General features: G+C 57.1%; 10 protein-coding genes. 9 read left to right on the forward strand and 1 reads right to left on the reverse strand.

Annotation, left to right across the window (positions count from 1 at the left end):
- The first annotated feature begins 2 nt into the window (after positions 1–2).
- From IPM21_12735 to IPM21_12765, 7 genes are all read left to right on the forward strand, one after another.
- Positions 3–602, forward strand: a complete 600-nt coding sequence (locus tag IPM21_12735) for a dephospho-CoA kinase (protein ID MBK9164747.1) — start codon at positions 3–5, stop codon at positions 600–602.
- A gap of 13 nt (positions 603–615) precedes the next feature.
- Complete coding sequence (locus IPM21_12740; GenBank protein ID MBK9164748.1) at positions 616–2,346, forward strand: peptide ABC transporter substrate-binding protein; 1,731 nt, start codon at positions 616–618, stop codon at positions 2,344–2,346.
- Positions 2,347–2,463: 117 nt separating this feature from the next.
- Complete coding sequence (locus IPM21_12745) at positions 2,464–4,554, forward strand: peptide ABC transporter substrate-binding protein (protein ID MBK9164749.1); 2,091 nt, start codon at positions 2,464–2,466, stop codon at positions 4,552–4,554.
- Between the two features lie 3 nt (positions 4,555–4,557).
- Complete coding sequence (locus IPM21_12750) at positions 4,558–5,475, forward strand: ABC transporter permease (protein MBK9164750.1); 918 nt, start codon at positions 4,558–4,560, stop codon at positions 5,473–5,475.
- Between the two features lie 107 nt (positions 5,476–5,582).
- Complete coding sequence (locus tag IPM21_12755; GenBank protein MBK9164751.1) at positions 5,583–6,611, forward strand: ABC transporter permease; 1,029 nt, start codon at positions 5,583–5,585, stop codon at positions 6,609–6,611.
- An 80-nt stretch (positions 6,612–6,691) separates the two neighbouring features.
- Positions 6,692–7,708 carry an ABC transporter ATP-binding protein gene (locus IPM21_12760; GenBank protein MBK9164752.1) on the forward strand — a complete coding sequence of 339 codons (1,017 nt, stop codon included), beginning with the start codon at positions 6,692–6,694 and terminating at the stop codon, positions 7,706–7,708.
- A gap of 40 nt (positions 7,709–7,748) precedes the next feature.
- Positions 7,749–8,786, forward strand: a complete 1,038-nt coding sequence (locus IPM21_12765; protein ID MBK9164753.1) for an ATP-binding cassette domain-containing protein — start codon at positions 7,749–7,751, stop codon at positions 8,784–8,786.
- 106 nt (positions 8,787–8,892) lie between these two features.
- Here the strand turns inward: IPM21_12765 and IPM21_12770 are convergent, their stop codons facing one another.
- Positions 8,893–9,381, reverse strand: coding sequence for a PA2169 family four-helix-bundle protein (locus IPM21_12770; GenBank protein ID MBK9164754.1), 489 nt, complete (start codon positions 9,379–9,381; stop codon positions 8,893–8,895).
- 434 nt (positions 9,382–9,815) lie between these two features.
- Here IPM21_12770 and IPM21_12775 point away from each other — a divergent pair, with 434 nt between their 5' ends.
- Both IPM21_12775 and IPM21_12780 read left to right on the forward strand, forming a co-directional pair.
- On the forward strand, positions 9,816–11,966 hold the full coding sequence (locus IPM21_12775; protein MBK9164755.1) for a diguanylate cyclase: 2,151 nt from the start codon (positions 9,816–9,818) through the stop codon (positions 11,964–11,966).
- The gene (locus tag IPM21_12780; protein MBK9164756.1) at positions 11,967–14,174 is read left to right on the forward strand and encodes an ATP-binding protein; all 2,208 of its coding nucleotides are present in this window, start codon (positions 11,967–11,969) and stop codon (positions 14,172–14,174) included. It begins immediately after the preceding gene.
- Positions 14,175–14,187: the final 13 nt, after the last annotated feature.

The following is a 14,187-nucleotide window of genomic DNA, read 5'->3' on the forward strand; positions in this document are numbered from 1 at the left end:
CGATGCTCAAGGTTGGCCTAACAGGTTCGATCGCGGTCGGTAAGAGCTTTGTCCTCGGCGTATTTCGTGAACTTGGCTGCCATGTGCTTGACGCGGACCTCACCGCCCGCGAGGTCGTCGAACCGGGGACGCCGGGGCTTGAGCAGATCGTCGAGGCATTCGGCGAAGACGTGTTGCTCGCTGATGGCGGGCTTGACCGGAAGAAGCTCGGCTCGGTCGTTTTTGCCGACGAAGCGAAGCGCGAGCTTCTGAATTCGATAGTTCACCCGCTGGTCTTTGCGGCCCAGGATAAATGGTTACGCGAGGCCGAAGCAACGGATCCGAAGGCCATCGCGATCATTGACGCCGCTTTGATGATAGAATCCGGTGGTTATAATCGATTTGATAAGCTGGTAGTCGTTTGGTGCGAGCCCGAGATTCAGCTTGGGCGCCTGATGAAGCGCGATGGCCTTTCGAACGAAGAAGCCGAAGCAAGGATCAGGGCGCAGATGCCGCAGGAAGAGAAAAAGCGGTTTGCCGATCATCTTATAGATACGTCCGCCGGATTTGATGCCACCCGAAAACAGGTCGAAAAAGTGTACGCCGAACTTAAGAGGGCTTAGCCTTCTAAGTGCGGTGTGCGCTCTCGCCTTGCTTGCCGGATGTTCGGAACTCGGAACCGGAAACGCCAACTCATACTTTGCCGATACACCGCCGCCGCCCGCGGGCCATCTCCGCTGGAGCAACGGACGTTCACCGAAGACCGTCGACCCGGCACGCGCCGCCGCAGCACCTGAGGCTGACATCGCAAGGGCCATCTTCGAGGGCCTGACCGACATCGACCCGGCAACGCTTGAGGCTATTCCGGCCGCGGCTGAGACATGGGAAGCGAATGCGGATTCGACCGTTTGGACATTCCGGCTTCGCGAGGGGCTGAAATGGTCGAATGGCGCCGAGGTTACAGCGGAGGACTTTGTCCGCTCGTGGAAGCGGGCAGCTGACCTCGTGCCGCGAGTGCCGCACCGGCCATTGCTCGAGACGATAGCGGGAGTCGAAAAAGCTCGCGGTGTTGCTAACGTGCCGAGCCCGTCGGTGAATGGCCCTTCACGTGCGTTGAGTTCGCTTTCGCTGCAGCCGAGGCTGAATGCCGCAGGATCGCCGCTCTCGCAGACCCCAGAAACACTCGCCGAAGCGTCAGCCGCAGATACGAACGGCGCGACGGGTTTCGGCGCAGTGGCAAGTGACGCACGGACGCTGATCGTTACATTGAACCGGCCGGACCCGGAATTTCCAAAGCTGGTCGCACATACGATCTTTCGGCCGGTCCCATCGGGCGGCGAAGGGCTTGCCTCGGATTCGATAACTGCCGCAACAATAACCAATGGGCCATTTGTGATCAGCGAGGTCTCGCCGGCCGCCGTTCGGCTGATACGATCCGAAACCTATTGGGAGCGCGAACGCGTTGAGCTTGAACGGGTCGATCTAATTGCGGCCGAGTCGATCGAATCGGCGCTCGATTCATATAGGGCCGGGCGGATCGATGTCATAACGAACGCCGAGTTCCCGCCGGTGCTTTTGAAGCTTCTTATTCCCTACGATGACCTTCGCCGGACGCAGTTTGCTGCCCTGAATTTTTACGAGGTCAATACGTCGCGATTATCGCTCAATGACCGCCGCGTTCGCGAGGCCCTTGCGATTGCTATCGAGCGGGAGCGGCTTGCGGAGGGCGAACTTGAGGGCACGACGACGCCTGCCTTTTCACTTTTCCCGTTTGGCTCTTCGGCGGCCTCGAACCTGCTGCAAGATAAGACCCGTGCCCGCGAGCGTCTCCGCGACGCCGGATACGAGAATGGGCAGGGCTTTCCGCCGGTGCGGCTGGTTGTAAACCGAAACGACACGCAGCAGCGCATTGCCCGAAGCATCGCGGCGATGTGGAAAGAGAATCTCAACATCGAGACCGAAGTTGTCGTCATGGAAGCGGCTGAGGTCGAGCAGGCTCGGGCCGCCGGGAACTTCGACATTATTCGCCGGGGACTCGTGCTCCAAACGCCGGACACTAGCTACAACCTCGCAGCCATTTTCGGATCGCGTTTCCGCTCGGCTCTTGAGGTTGAGCCCTCACCGACGCCGTCGAATGTGAATACGGCAGCGACTACCAATGCGCAGGCAACGCCAACGCCATCGGCGGCCGTCATAGCCACCGAAGAGGATGCGCTTTACGAACTGACGGCGATACCGCTCTATTTTCCGACCTCGTATTCTCTTGTTCGGCCATATGTGAACGGCTTTGTGCCGAACAGCTTCGACATCCAGTTGTTGCAGCGGGTTTCGATCGATGCCGATTATCCCGTTGCCCGAAACCGATAAAAACGAATTGCCCGTAAGTGTCCTGTCGTGATAACTTAAGGGCAGTTTTCTCGCTCTCCTCTTTGAACAAATTTAAGCCTTGATCTTCCTGCAAGGTGACCTAAGCGGTGAATTGATATGTTTTTGATCCGATCAGGTAAGTTGCACCCGGCATTTGCTCTTGTTGTTTTGTCGTCGTTGCTTGCGGGCTGCGGCGGAGTTGCGTCCGAAGGATTCTACGGAAAGACGGCCGCACCGCCCGACAACGTTCTGAGATATATAACGGGTTCCGAGCCGGAATCGCTTGACCCCGCCGTCCCGACCGGCCAGCCGGAGGCCCGGCTTTTGATGTCTCTCTACGACGGGCTGATCGAGTACGACCCGCGGACCATGCAGCCGATCCCGGGGATCGCAGAGAGCTGGGAGGTCGGCCAGGGGAACACGGAATACATCTTCAAGCTCCGCAAAAATGCGAAGTTCTCGAATGGCGAACCGATCACGGCTCACGATTTTGCTTATTCGTTCCGCCGGGCACTTGACCCGGAACTTGCCGCAAAAAACGCTTACCTTGCTCACTACATCAAGTATGCCGAAGAGTACAACTCGATGCGGTCGTTCGTTAAGGACAAGAACGGGCGATTCCTACTTGAATCTGACCTGACCGGAGAAACGCCGGCAGTTGAAACCAATGCACAACCTGCCGATGACGCTGACGTTAGCGAATACCGAAAATTCATCGACGGCCCCAAGAGGCTGAGCGTTCCAAGCGACGAGAAATCACGCATCGCCGCACTCGAAAAGGATCCGAAGCTCAAGGCCTTGATCGAGGGAGCCGAGCTCGTACCGGTAAAGGCCGAGGACCTTGGCGTTGAAGCGATCGACGACTACACGTTTCGCATAAAATTGATCCAGCCGGCTCCATTCCTACTAGGTCTATTGCCGCACCAGTTTTTCCGGGTCGTCCATCGCGGGACGATCGAAAAGCACGGCAAGAATTGGACAAAGCCGGAAAATATTGTCACGAGCGGACCATTCAGGCTAAAGGTTCACGACCCATACGACAAGGTCGTGGTCGAAAAGGACCCACAATATTGGGATGCAGATATGGTCAAGCTAAATGGTATCGAGTTTTATCCGCTCGACGAGCAGACGACGATGCTCAATCTCTATATGACCGGAGAGGTCGATGCGATCTATAACCACACGATACCAGCCGCGTGGGTCGATTCGATCAAGAAGTTCGACGATGAGTATATGAATCATCCTGAGGTCGCGATCGAGTACTACACCGTCAATGTAACCAAGCCGCCAATGAATGATGTTCGGGTGCGAAAGGCCCTTGCCCTGGCAGTCGATCGCGATGCGATGGCGGCGTTCCGAAAGACGACGCAGCCGCTGATCGACTTTACGCCGGAAGGGCTGTTCCCGGAATATGAGGCAATAAGAAGCGAGGTATATGCCCGCGAGCTTAAGAAGATCGGAAGCAGCCTTGAAGAATGGAAGGCACGAAAGTTTGACCCGGAAATGGCACGAAAGCTTTTGGGCGAAGCGGGATTCCCGGTAACCAAGGATGGTAACGGATGGTCGTGTCCGAACTTTCCGGTCGATCAGGTCGAGGTTCTTTACAACACCAGTGACAGTAACAAGTCGATTGCGGAATTCATCCAGGCGCAATTCAAACAAAACCTCGGCATTACGCTTCAATTGAAGAACCAGGAATGGAAGACGTTTCTAAACACTCGAAAGCAGCTTGAATATAATGGGCTCGGGCGTGCGGGATGGATCGGCGACTATATGGACCCGATGTCGTTCCTCAAGCTCTTTTACGGCCCCAACAACGACAGCTCGACAGGCTGGCACAAACCTGCCTATGACAAGCTTATCGATGATGCGAACCGCGAGCCGGATCCGAAGAAGCGATTCGAGAAGATGGCTGAGGCCGAATTCATGGTGATGCAGGAACAGCCCGTCCTGCCCTGGCAGACCCAGAAAACGAATTTCCTGCGGAAGCCTTACGTTAAAGGGCTATATCCGAATCCAGGAACGCTTCACGCGTGGAAGTTCGTTTACATCGAGCAGGACCCGGCGAAATGGGACCGGGACGTTGATAAGATCTTCGACGTTAAGGACGAATGGGTAGCAGGACACATTAACAGGCTGATCGCGACGCAGCCTTCACTGGTCGAGCGTGAGCAGGGCTACAAAACAGCTCGGAAATTTGGGTACTAAAATATGATCGGATTCATTCTCCGAAGGCTTCTTATCATCATCCCGATGGCGTTGCTCGTCGTTTCCGTGACGTGGGGATTGATCCGGCTGGCCCCGGGCAATTTCTACTCGGACGAACGGTCACTTCCGCCGGCGATCGAGGAGAACATCAAGCGGAAATACGGCCTCGATAAGCCCGTCTATCAGCAATATTTGATAATGATGGGCAACGTCGTCCGCGGCGATTTTGGCGATTCGCTCAAGTATCAGGGGCAATCGGTCAACGAGATCATATTCCGCCATCTGCCCTACTCGGCAACTATCGGCGTCCTCGCCTACCTTCTCGCTCTCTTCATCGGGCTCGCGGCGGGAATTATCGCGGCGCTAAGGCAAAATTCGGCATTCGATTATGGATCGATGGCGACGGCAATGCTTGGGCTCTCGGTGCCGAATTTCGTGCTTGGGCCTATTCTTGTGATCGTCTTTGCTTTGTGGCTTTTTTGGCTGCCGCCGGCACGCTGGGGCGGTATCGCGAACCTTGTACTTCCTGTTATCACGCTCGCGGCGATCTATGCGGCTTACATAGCCCGGCTGACACGTGCGGGAATGCTCGAGGTGATGCGGTCCGATTACATACGGACGGCGAGGGCAAAGGGGCTCGATGAAAAGACCGTTTTGCTCAAGCACGGACTTCGCGGTGGCATCGTCCCGGTGGTCTCATTCACCGGCCCGGCACTTGCCCATTTGCTCGCGGGAACGGTCGTCGTCGAACGCGTCTTCGCGATACCTGGGCTCGGAAACATCTTTATTCAATCTGTGCTCAACCGAGATGAACCGCTGACGCTCGGTATCGTCGCATTTTTGTCGATATTGATAATGATCTTTAACCTCGCAGTCGATATCTCTTACGGATTTCTCGATCCTCGGATCAGGTACGAATAGGCTCTTCTATGATCAAGGAACTTAGCTGTCCAAAATGTTCGGCACCGCTCAGCGTCGGTTCTACGTCGCAGCGGCTTGTGGTTTGTACCTTCTGCGGGGCGACGTCAATGGTTGATCTTTCCAGCGGCGAACCAAAGCTGCGCTTGGACGAATCCGGCGTGCTCGAGCGATCGTCGGGCGAACTGGTTGCCGGTGCCTCGCTCTGGAAAGATGCGTGGAAGCGGCTTTTGAAAAACAAGCTCGCCGTATTTGGCATGATCGTCCTCGGGTTGATGGTGACGGCCGTTATCATCGGCCCGCCGATCATCCAGCTGACGACCGGCTTCACGCCCGATTACATCCCTTCGGACATCGATGGCGGTGCACGAGTGCAGAGCTTTCCGCCCTCGATTCAGCACCCGATGGGCACCGACGATAAGGGCCGCGACCTTCTCGCCCGTGTGCTTCAGGGCGGCCGGATCTCGCTGATGGTCGGCATCATCTCGACCCTCGTTTCGCTTCTCGTCGGGGTCTCGTGGGGAGCGGTCGCAGGCTACGTCGGCGGCCGGGTCGATAACCTGATGATGCGTTTTGTTGATATCATTTACGCAATTCCATATATCCTCATCGTCATCGTGCTTCTTTCGGTGTTTGGCGGGCCGAACACGCCGGACTTCATTGATGCGATGTCATCGTTTTTCGGCGGCGCCGGAAATCAAGGCCTAAGTCAGATCTTCCTCCTCTTTCTAGCCCTCGGGCTCGTTTCATGGCTGACAATGGCGCGGGTCGTCCGCGGGCAGATACTCTCGCTTAAGAATCAGGAATTCGTGCTCGCCGCTAAGGCGACGGGCGTTTCGACCCCGGCGATCATTTTCAGGCATCTGGTGCCGAATGCACTCGGGCCGGTGATCGTCTATGCAACGCTGACGGTTCCGAGCGTGATGCTGACCGAGGCGTTCCTTTCATTCCTCGGGCTCGGCGTGCAGGCCCCATACGCGAGCTGGGGAAGCCTTGCGGCCGATGGCATCAAGAACATCCAGATATTCCCGTGGCAGATGATCTTCCCGGGCGTGACAATGGCGCTGACGCTCTTTTCGCTTAACTTCCTCGGCGATGGGCTGCGAGATGCACTCGACCCGCAGACGCGGAAGTTTTAGGGTATTTCGCCACCGAGGGCACCGAGAAAGCATTGACCACTTCTCAAACGCTCGGTGTGCTCTGTGGCAATAGTAATTGAATGACGAACAACGGTACAATTCTCTCCGTCAATGACCTTCGCACTTATTTTCAAACCGAAGATGGTGTGGTGAAGGCGGTTGACGGTATTACATTTGAGCTCAAGAAGGGCGAGACGCTTGGGATAGTCGGCGAATCGGGCTCGGGCAAATCCGTGACGAACCTTTCGGTGATGCGGCTGATCCCGGAACCGCCCGGAAAGATCGTCGGCGGCGACATAATCTTTGACGGCATCGACGTCCGCTCGCTCTCGATAGATGAGGTTCGCAAGATCCGCGGCAAGCGGATGGCGATGATCTTTCAGGACCCGATGACGTCGCTCAACCCGTTCCTTAAGGTCTCGACGCAGTTGACCGAGGTGACGCGGCTGCACCTCGGGCATACAAAAGAGCAGGCCTACGAACACGGCGTAAAGATGATGGAGATGGTCGGGATTCCCGACCCGCGTTCACGGATGGACGGCTACCCGCATGAACTTTCGGGCGGCATGCGGCAGCGGGTGATGATCGCGATGGCACTCGCTTGCGACCCCGAATTGCTTATCGCCGATGAGCCGACGACGGCTCTCGACGTAACCATTCAGGCGCAGATACTTGAGCTGATCAAGGACCTCAAGGCGCGGATGGGTACGAGCGTAATTTTGATCACGCACGACCTCGGCGTCGTCGCCGGGATGACGGACAAGATCATCGTGATGTATGCCGGCAAGGTGTTTGAACAGGCACCGACCCGCGAGCTTTTTGCAACACCCGCGAATCCGTATACGAAAGGCCTGCTCCGGAGCGTCCCCGACCCTGCCCATGAGCAGGGCAAGGAGCTTTATCAGATACCGGGCTTGCCGCCCGACGTTGCCCACTTGCCGCCGGGATGTCCTTTTGCCGAACGGTGCGACCGTGCGGCCGATATTTGCCGCCGCGAGTTTCCGCCATTCGTGAAGATCAATGAGGATCACCACTCGCTCTGCCATTTCGCCGATCAGGTCTATGCGGAATCTCAGGCGGAAAGGGAATTGGTCTGAAAGCTTGGGGTTAGCCGGATCCGCTTAAATCGTAAATATTGTGACAGAAGAAAACAACAATTTTATTCAGCTCGATGACCTCCGGGTCCACTATAAGCTCGGCGGCGGGCTCTTTAGCGATGCAAAGGTCGTAAAAGCAGTCGATGGCGTTACGTTCGAGATCAAGAAAGGCGAAACGCTCGGGCTGGTCGGCGAATCGGGCTGCGGCAAATCGACACTCGGCAAGGCGATACTCCGGCTGACCGAGCCGACCGGCGGAAAGGTCTTCTATAATGGCAAAAATCTCGCCGACCTTCCGGCGGGCGAGATGCGGGAGCAGCGAAAGCATCTGCAGATGATCTTTCAGGACCCATACGCCTCGCTCAATCCGCGTATGAACGTGGGCCAGATCATCGGCGAACCGATCAAGACCTTCGGACTCGCAGATGGGGCGAAGGTGGACACGCTGGTCGGCGACCTGATGGAAACGGTGGGTCTAAGCCGGCGTTTTATCAAGCGATATCCGCATGAGTTTTCCGGCGGTCAGCGGCAGCGGATCGGCATCGCCCGAGCACTTGCCGTGGCGCCGGAGTTCATTGTCGCCGATGAACCGATCTCTGCTCTCGATGTTTCGATCCAGGCTCAGATAATGAATCTGATGGAGAAGCTCCAGGCGGACAAGGGGCTAACCTATCTTTTCATCTCACACGACCTCAGGGCCGTGCGGCATCTTTCGGATCGCGTTGCCGTTATGTATCTCGGTAAGATCGTCGAGCTGGCTCCGGGCAAAGACATTTATTCCAGCCCGCTGATGCCCTATACGCAAGCGCTGATCTCGGCCGTGCCCGTCCCCGACCCGGAGGTCGAGGCGAAACGGGAACGAATAATTCTGCAGGGCGACGTGCCCTCGCCGATAAACCCGCCCTCGGGCTGCCATTTTCACACCCGCTGCCCGTATGCCATCGCCGAGTGTAAACAGGTCGTACCGCAGCTCGTCGAGATCAAGCCCGCTCACCGTGCGGCATGTATCCGCATCAACAACGAGCATCCTGACATCAAGGCAAACGCCGAGGCCGGACTCGGCGCGATCGGCGTTTAGAAGCAAGCGAAAGTTTCGAAGTTTCAAATGAAAAGGCCGGCCGGAAGGTGATTCCGGCCGGCCTTTTTGTTTCTATTGCTGCTCCGCCTTTACGGGGCGGGGAGTTTTAGGTTGTGGCACTCTTGGCGTTCGCTACGTCGCGAAGTGCTTTGACGCGGTCGTGTGCTGCCTGAACCTTTGTGTGCTGGTTCTGGACCGTCTGACGGATCGTCTCAGGAAGTGGCTGCTCGAGAGCCGAGCGATACTGTCCAAGAGCGACATCTTCGCCGCGTTCGGCTTCGTTTAGGATCGCTGCCTCGTCCTTGCCGGTTACGGCAGACTTAATGTTGATCCAGCCGCGGTGCATTGCTCCGGTCAAAGAGCCTGTATTCTCCGGGTCTCCGCCGAGTCCGCGGACGACTTCCTGAAGTTCGCCGACGAAGCTCGCACGCTCCTGAGAAAACTCATAAAACAGCTTCTTGAGGTCATCGCGGTCAACGCCTTCGGCGGCCTGCTTGAATCCCTCCTGCCCGTCTCGACATGTTTCGATAAGGCCATTGAGATGTGAGATCACATCATCATTGCTAATGGCCCGTGGTTGACCAGCGTCCGTCATCGGCTGTGCCGCAGTATTGTTTCCAAAATTATTCATCATGATTACTTATTCCCTCCATGGGTAATTAAACGTCATTCAAAATTGAATGACCATTTTCTTGCTGTCGCTTATAGTAGTTACAACCAGCGTGCCAGAGCCAATTTCCAGTAAAACCGCCATTTTGTAAGCCAAATAAGAGAAAAAAGTGACTCGATAGGGGACGCTAGTGTATGGATGCTATGCACAACTGCGCCGCATCTCAGGCCGACCGAACTCTCGTTTCCGCGAAAAACTTCATCTGTGCGATAATTGGGGTTTCGTCCGGGGGCGGTAAAGAAATTTAGTGAAACTCGATGCCGATTGAGACTATCTTGCATCGAACCTAGTGCCCATAAACCGTGCCCGGACAATGATTTTCGGGCAAATTGACCGAAATTGCGGCCGAAATTGGCTGAATGAGCGATAAGCGACCCCCAAAGTTTAAGTTCCTAGAGCGCCTTGCCGATGAAAACGGCGTGGCTATTGCCGTTTTGAATAAAAGCGGCGAGGTCACGGCCGCTTCAAACAATAATTCGATCTGCCAAACACTATACGGCTCGGCCGCTTTTGGCCACCGTTGTGCAGCCGACTGCGGAACGGCTTATGCGCGAGCTGAGGCGGCCGGCGAGCCGATAGATTATACCTGCCACGCCGGGCTTCGGTGCCGGGCGATGCGGGTCGATGACCGCGGGCGGCCTTTTGTCGCGATAGTGGGAAGGACGTTCACGTCGGTCGGAAAATATCGCGAGGGGACCGAGCGGGCACTCGGCGGCGATTGGCGAACGCTGCCACCGGCGGAACTCTTCGCAAATGTGCTTATCAGCGGCTCCGATGAGCCGATCGAAAAGGCAGCGGCCGAACTTGAGCGCTTTGTCCCGAAGGTTGAAGCGCCGGTGCTCGAGCTTGAACCAGTCACGGCACCCGTTGCAGAACGTGCGGTGGCAATTCCTGAAGTTCCGGTACCTGTCGAAGCGGTTGAACCGCCGGACGCGAACTCTATTACCAAGCTCATCGAGGAATTCAATCGACGCACGCTCGACACCTCAGAGGTGATGCCGCCGGAGCGAAGGGGCTCGATAACGGCGGAGGCTGCGGCTGTATCCGAGTTCCGTTCGCTGCTCGGGCGGATGATGGAACTCCGCTACAGGGAGGCGGCGATCTCGGTGGTCGAGTTTGTCGGTTCGCGATTCGGCCTGAGCTCTCTCGTCTGGCTTGAGCGGAATGGCGAAGGATACACGAGCGTTGCCGCGACCGGGGAATTCAGGGGCAAGACGATACGCGTCCGGCTCGATCTTCCGCAAGATCAGCTTGCCGAGCGAGCTCTTGCCGGAGAAGCGATCGACCTAAAAGAAAAGCGGACCGACGCGGGCGAACGCGGTCTGCGTGTTTTTCCGGTTTTGGTCGGCAGCGATGTTCGGGCCGCACTTGGAATTCGCATCGCCAGCGGCAAAGAAATGACAGACAAGCTGCCGGCGATCATCGCTCGGCTGGCTCGGGCGGCGGCTCCGCAGATGGAGATCCTCCGGCTTAGGGATGAGGTGATGCGAAGCGAAGCGGTTGCAGCCGGCCTTCGCCGATTTAACGAGGGACTGCGGCACGCGGATTCGAACGATTTCTGGCAGTCGGTGGCCGAGAGTGCCGCGGAGGTGCTAGGAGCCGAGCGGGTCTCGATACTGACGCCGACCAATTTGGGCGGCGAGCTTCGGGCTCGTTCAATGATCGGCACGAGTGTGGACCTTTCTGCTGAAAGGAACGTCGGCGGCCGTATCTCGCGGACGGCCCTTGAATCGGGCAAGCCGATCGTCGCAGGTGATCTCGCCGACCTGGGCATCGCAAGTTCACCCGATTCTTGGAATTACCGCACGGACTCTTTCATCTCGTTTCCGATCGCGATGGGCGAAAAGCAACTGGCTGTGCTCAACGTTGCCGATCGGGCCGATGGCGGAGCTTTTACGGCCGATGATCTTGAGATCTTGCAGGCCCTAGCTCCGCAGTTAGCAGTCGCCATCGACCGGCGGCAACTCGAGGCACGTACAGTTGAGCTTGAGAAGCGGTCGATCACCGATTCGCTGACGGGATTGATGAACCGCGGCTATATCGAAGAAAGGCTGATAGAGGAAATGAGCCGGGCGAACCGCTACCGGACGCAGATGAGCCTTTTGATGATCGACGTCGATAACTTCAAGTCATACAACGACACCTTTGGCCATCCGGCGGGCGATGTGGCCCTTGTGTTGGTCTCAAAGGCGATGAAGGATACTCTGCGGGCGGCGGACGTTGCTGCACGCTATGGCGGCGAGGAATTCGCCATCCTGCTTCCGCAGACAGATGCCGACGAAGCGGCCTCGATAGCCGAGCGGCTTCGGCAGCGTGTAGAGAGAACCGAATTCCCACGACGGCAGGTAACCATTAGCGTTGGATTTGCAGAATTTACGCCCGAATTTACAGAGCCGCGGGATTGGATCACGGCTGCGGACATGGCCCTTTACGATGCGAAAGAACTCGGGAAAAATCGCGTCAGAAACTACGCAGACCTGGGCCGAACGTTCAGAGAGAATGTTCATTAGATGACCGAACACCAAAAGAGCAGAATACTGGCGAGCAGGCGGCCGGCGAGTTTCATCGGCCGCGAAGCTGCGCTTACAGACCTTTCCGAGAAGGCCTGCGGTGAGCGTTTTCGCGGTTCGATCGTGCTGCACAAGCCGCGATCGGGAGCGACGGAACTGCTCCAGCAATTTTTCGACCGACAGTTTCACTCCGCCCAAGGCGCTGCTCCTGTCTATTTTTCGTTTCCTCGCGAGGGTCAACCGATCGATATCGCTCGAAGCTTTTTAAGTGAATACTTGGTTCAGGTCCTTGCCTTCCGGCGGCAGGACGCGGGGCTTGTCAGCCTTCCCCCTCTGGCAGGCGAGATCAGCGCGATCGCGAATGCGGGCGACGCCTCGTTTTTTGCAGCCTCGGTGCGGCTGTTGTCTGCGGAGCCTTTAGGACACGAGAAAGAGACTTTCATCCGGCGATGTTTCAGCATACCGCTTGCGGCGGCCGCGGCGGGCATCGTATCGTTTGTGATGATCGACAACGCTGAAGAGATCGACCGAGAAGTGCGAAATGCGAGCATCGCGAGAGCGTTTGAGGTGCTTGCCCGAGCCGAGAGATTTCCATTCCTCTTTGCCGCGCAGCGAAGGAGCGGCTTTGCGATTCCCGATGTCCCACGCGAGGTCTTGCCGGAGATCACGGATGAAAATTTGAGGACGCTGATCGCAACGGCCGCGGCAGAGCGTGGCGTCTCGATCGGCGAGGCTCCGGCAGATCTTTTGGCTGTGCAGACGAGCGGCGATCTCTCGGCTATTCACGGGATTCTCGATTCAACGCGGTGCGATAGCGTCTCGCTTGAGGACTTTAGTGGCGTCGGGTCGGCATATGTCGATTCCGTGTTCGGCGGTGCGGTTCGCGAGATCTATTCCAAGGTGCTGGAGAGGGTTTTTCCGGGTGCTGGCGTGGAAAGGGAAGCGATCCGTTTGCTGCACGAAGCGGCTCGTGAGAACACGTTCGTGCCGCTCGACGTTTTCCGCTCGCGGCTCGGTATGTCTGACGAAGCGGCCGTCGCCGCAGCAGAGGCTCTTAACACCGTGGAAGTTATCCGTTTCACCGCGGGCCGTATCGAGGCCGCCGCGGACAATAAGACGTTTCGCGATTTCCTCACCATTAGCTATCGGCTTGAAGTGCGGAATGAGACCAGAGCTCTCGTCTATGCCGAGACGCTGGCCGGGTTTCTGACGAATGCACCGAGGGAGATGGCAAGCGTTTATCGGCGGTCGGCGGCGGTTGGCGTCCGCGGGCTGATGGCCGAGTTCGGTGGGCGTGAGGTGCCGGCGGCGTTGTTCGATTACGGCCGGTTCAAGCAGAATTACAAGGGCATTCCGCGGGATGAACTACTGGGCCTGCTTCGGGATGACGAAAAGCTCATCTCGCTCCCGAAGATCGTTTTCTCAGCACAGGCCGAGGCGTTTTATAAGGCAATTGGTACCATCTCAGAATCCGAGCGGGCAGCGGTCGCCGTCGGCTTTCAAGCAGATGAAGGAGGCACGGAGCCCATCGCCTGGATAGCTGCGGAGATCGATTCTAAATTTGAAGCTGAACGAGGCAAGGCCGAGTTCTGGTGCGATCGGCTTGAGGCAGCGGCTATCAATTGCGGTTTCGAGCGGTATCGACTTTGGCTGATTGCTCCCGAAGGATTTAACGACGACGCCCTTACGGTCTTGAACGAGCGAGGCTGTTATGCCTCGAGCCGAATGCAGGCGGATCTGCTTCGCATTGTGCTTGAGGGAAGCGAAGGGGAAACCGACACGCCGGCCGCCGATAGCTACGAGATCGTCATCCCGATCGATGAGGATTCGGAGATCGTCGCGGCACACACACTCGAAGACATTGCTCGCCGGCACGACATACCGGCGGCGCATATTAATCAGATAAAGACGGCGCTGATCGAGGCTTGCATCAATGCCGCCGAACATAGCCTGAGCCCGGACCGGCGGATACATCAGAAGTTTGTCGTAGCTCCAGACCGAATCACTATTACGGTCTCAAACCGCGGACTCCGTTTGGCGGATAAGCCGATGCCCGCACGAGAGCCCGGGGAAGGGCGACGGGGCTGGGGATTGCAGTTGATCAAGGTGCTGATGGATGAGGTCAAGCTGGAAGACGTTGACGACGGAACTCGGCTCACGATGACCAAATATTTCGACCGGCTCGAGGCTTCGGCAGCGGCCGCTTGAACCTTGCTTTTCG

It is taken from the genome of Acidobacteriota bacterium, assembly GCA_016716435.1.
Lineage (GTDB): Bacteria > Acidobacteriota > Blastocatellia > Pyrinomonadales > Pyrinomonadaceae > OLB17.

What these genes read in the sequence shown, in the direction of transcription:
- IPM21_12735 (MBK9164747.1), top strand. Translation starts at nt 3, where the DNA reads ATGCTCAAGGTTGGCCTAACAGGTTCGATCGCGGTCGGTAAGAGCTTT.
- IPM21_12770 (MBK9164754.1), bottom strand. Translation starts at nt 9,381, where the DNA reads ATGACGGACGCTGGTCAACCACGGGCCATTAGCAATGATGATGTGATC.
- IPM21_12745 (MBK9164749.1), top strand. Translation starts at nt 2,464, where the DNA reads ATGTTTTTGATCCGATCAGGTAAGTTGCACCCGGCATTTGCTCTTGTT.
- IPM21_12750 (MBK9164750.1), top strand. Translation starts at nt 4,558, where the DNA reads ATGATCGGATTCATTCTCCGAAGGCTTCTTATCATCATCCCGATGGCG.
- IPM21_12780 (MBK9164756.1), top strand. Translation starts at nt 11,967, where the DNA reads ATGACCGAACACCAAAAGAGCAGAATACTGGCGAGCAGGCGGCCGGCG.
- IPM21_12760 (MBK9164752.1), top strand. Translation starts at nt 6,692, where the DNA reads ATGACGAACAACGGTACAATTCTCTCCGTCAATGACCTTCGCACTTAT.
- IPM21_12775 (MBK9164755.1), top strand. Translation starts at nt 9,816, where the DNA reads ATGAGCGATAAGCGACCCCCAAAGTTTAAGTTCCTAGAGCGCCTTGCC.
- IPM21_12755 (MBK9164751.1), top strand. Translation starts at nt 5,583, where the DNA reads ATGGTTGATCTTTCCAGCGGCGAACCAAAGCTGCGCTTGGACGAATCC.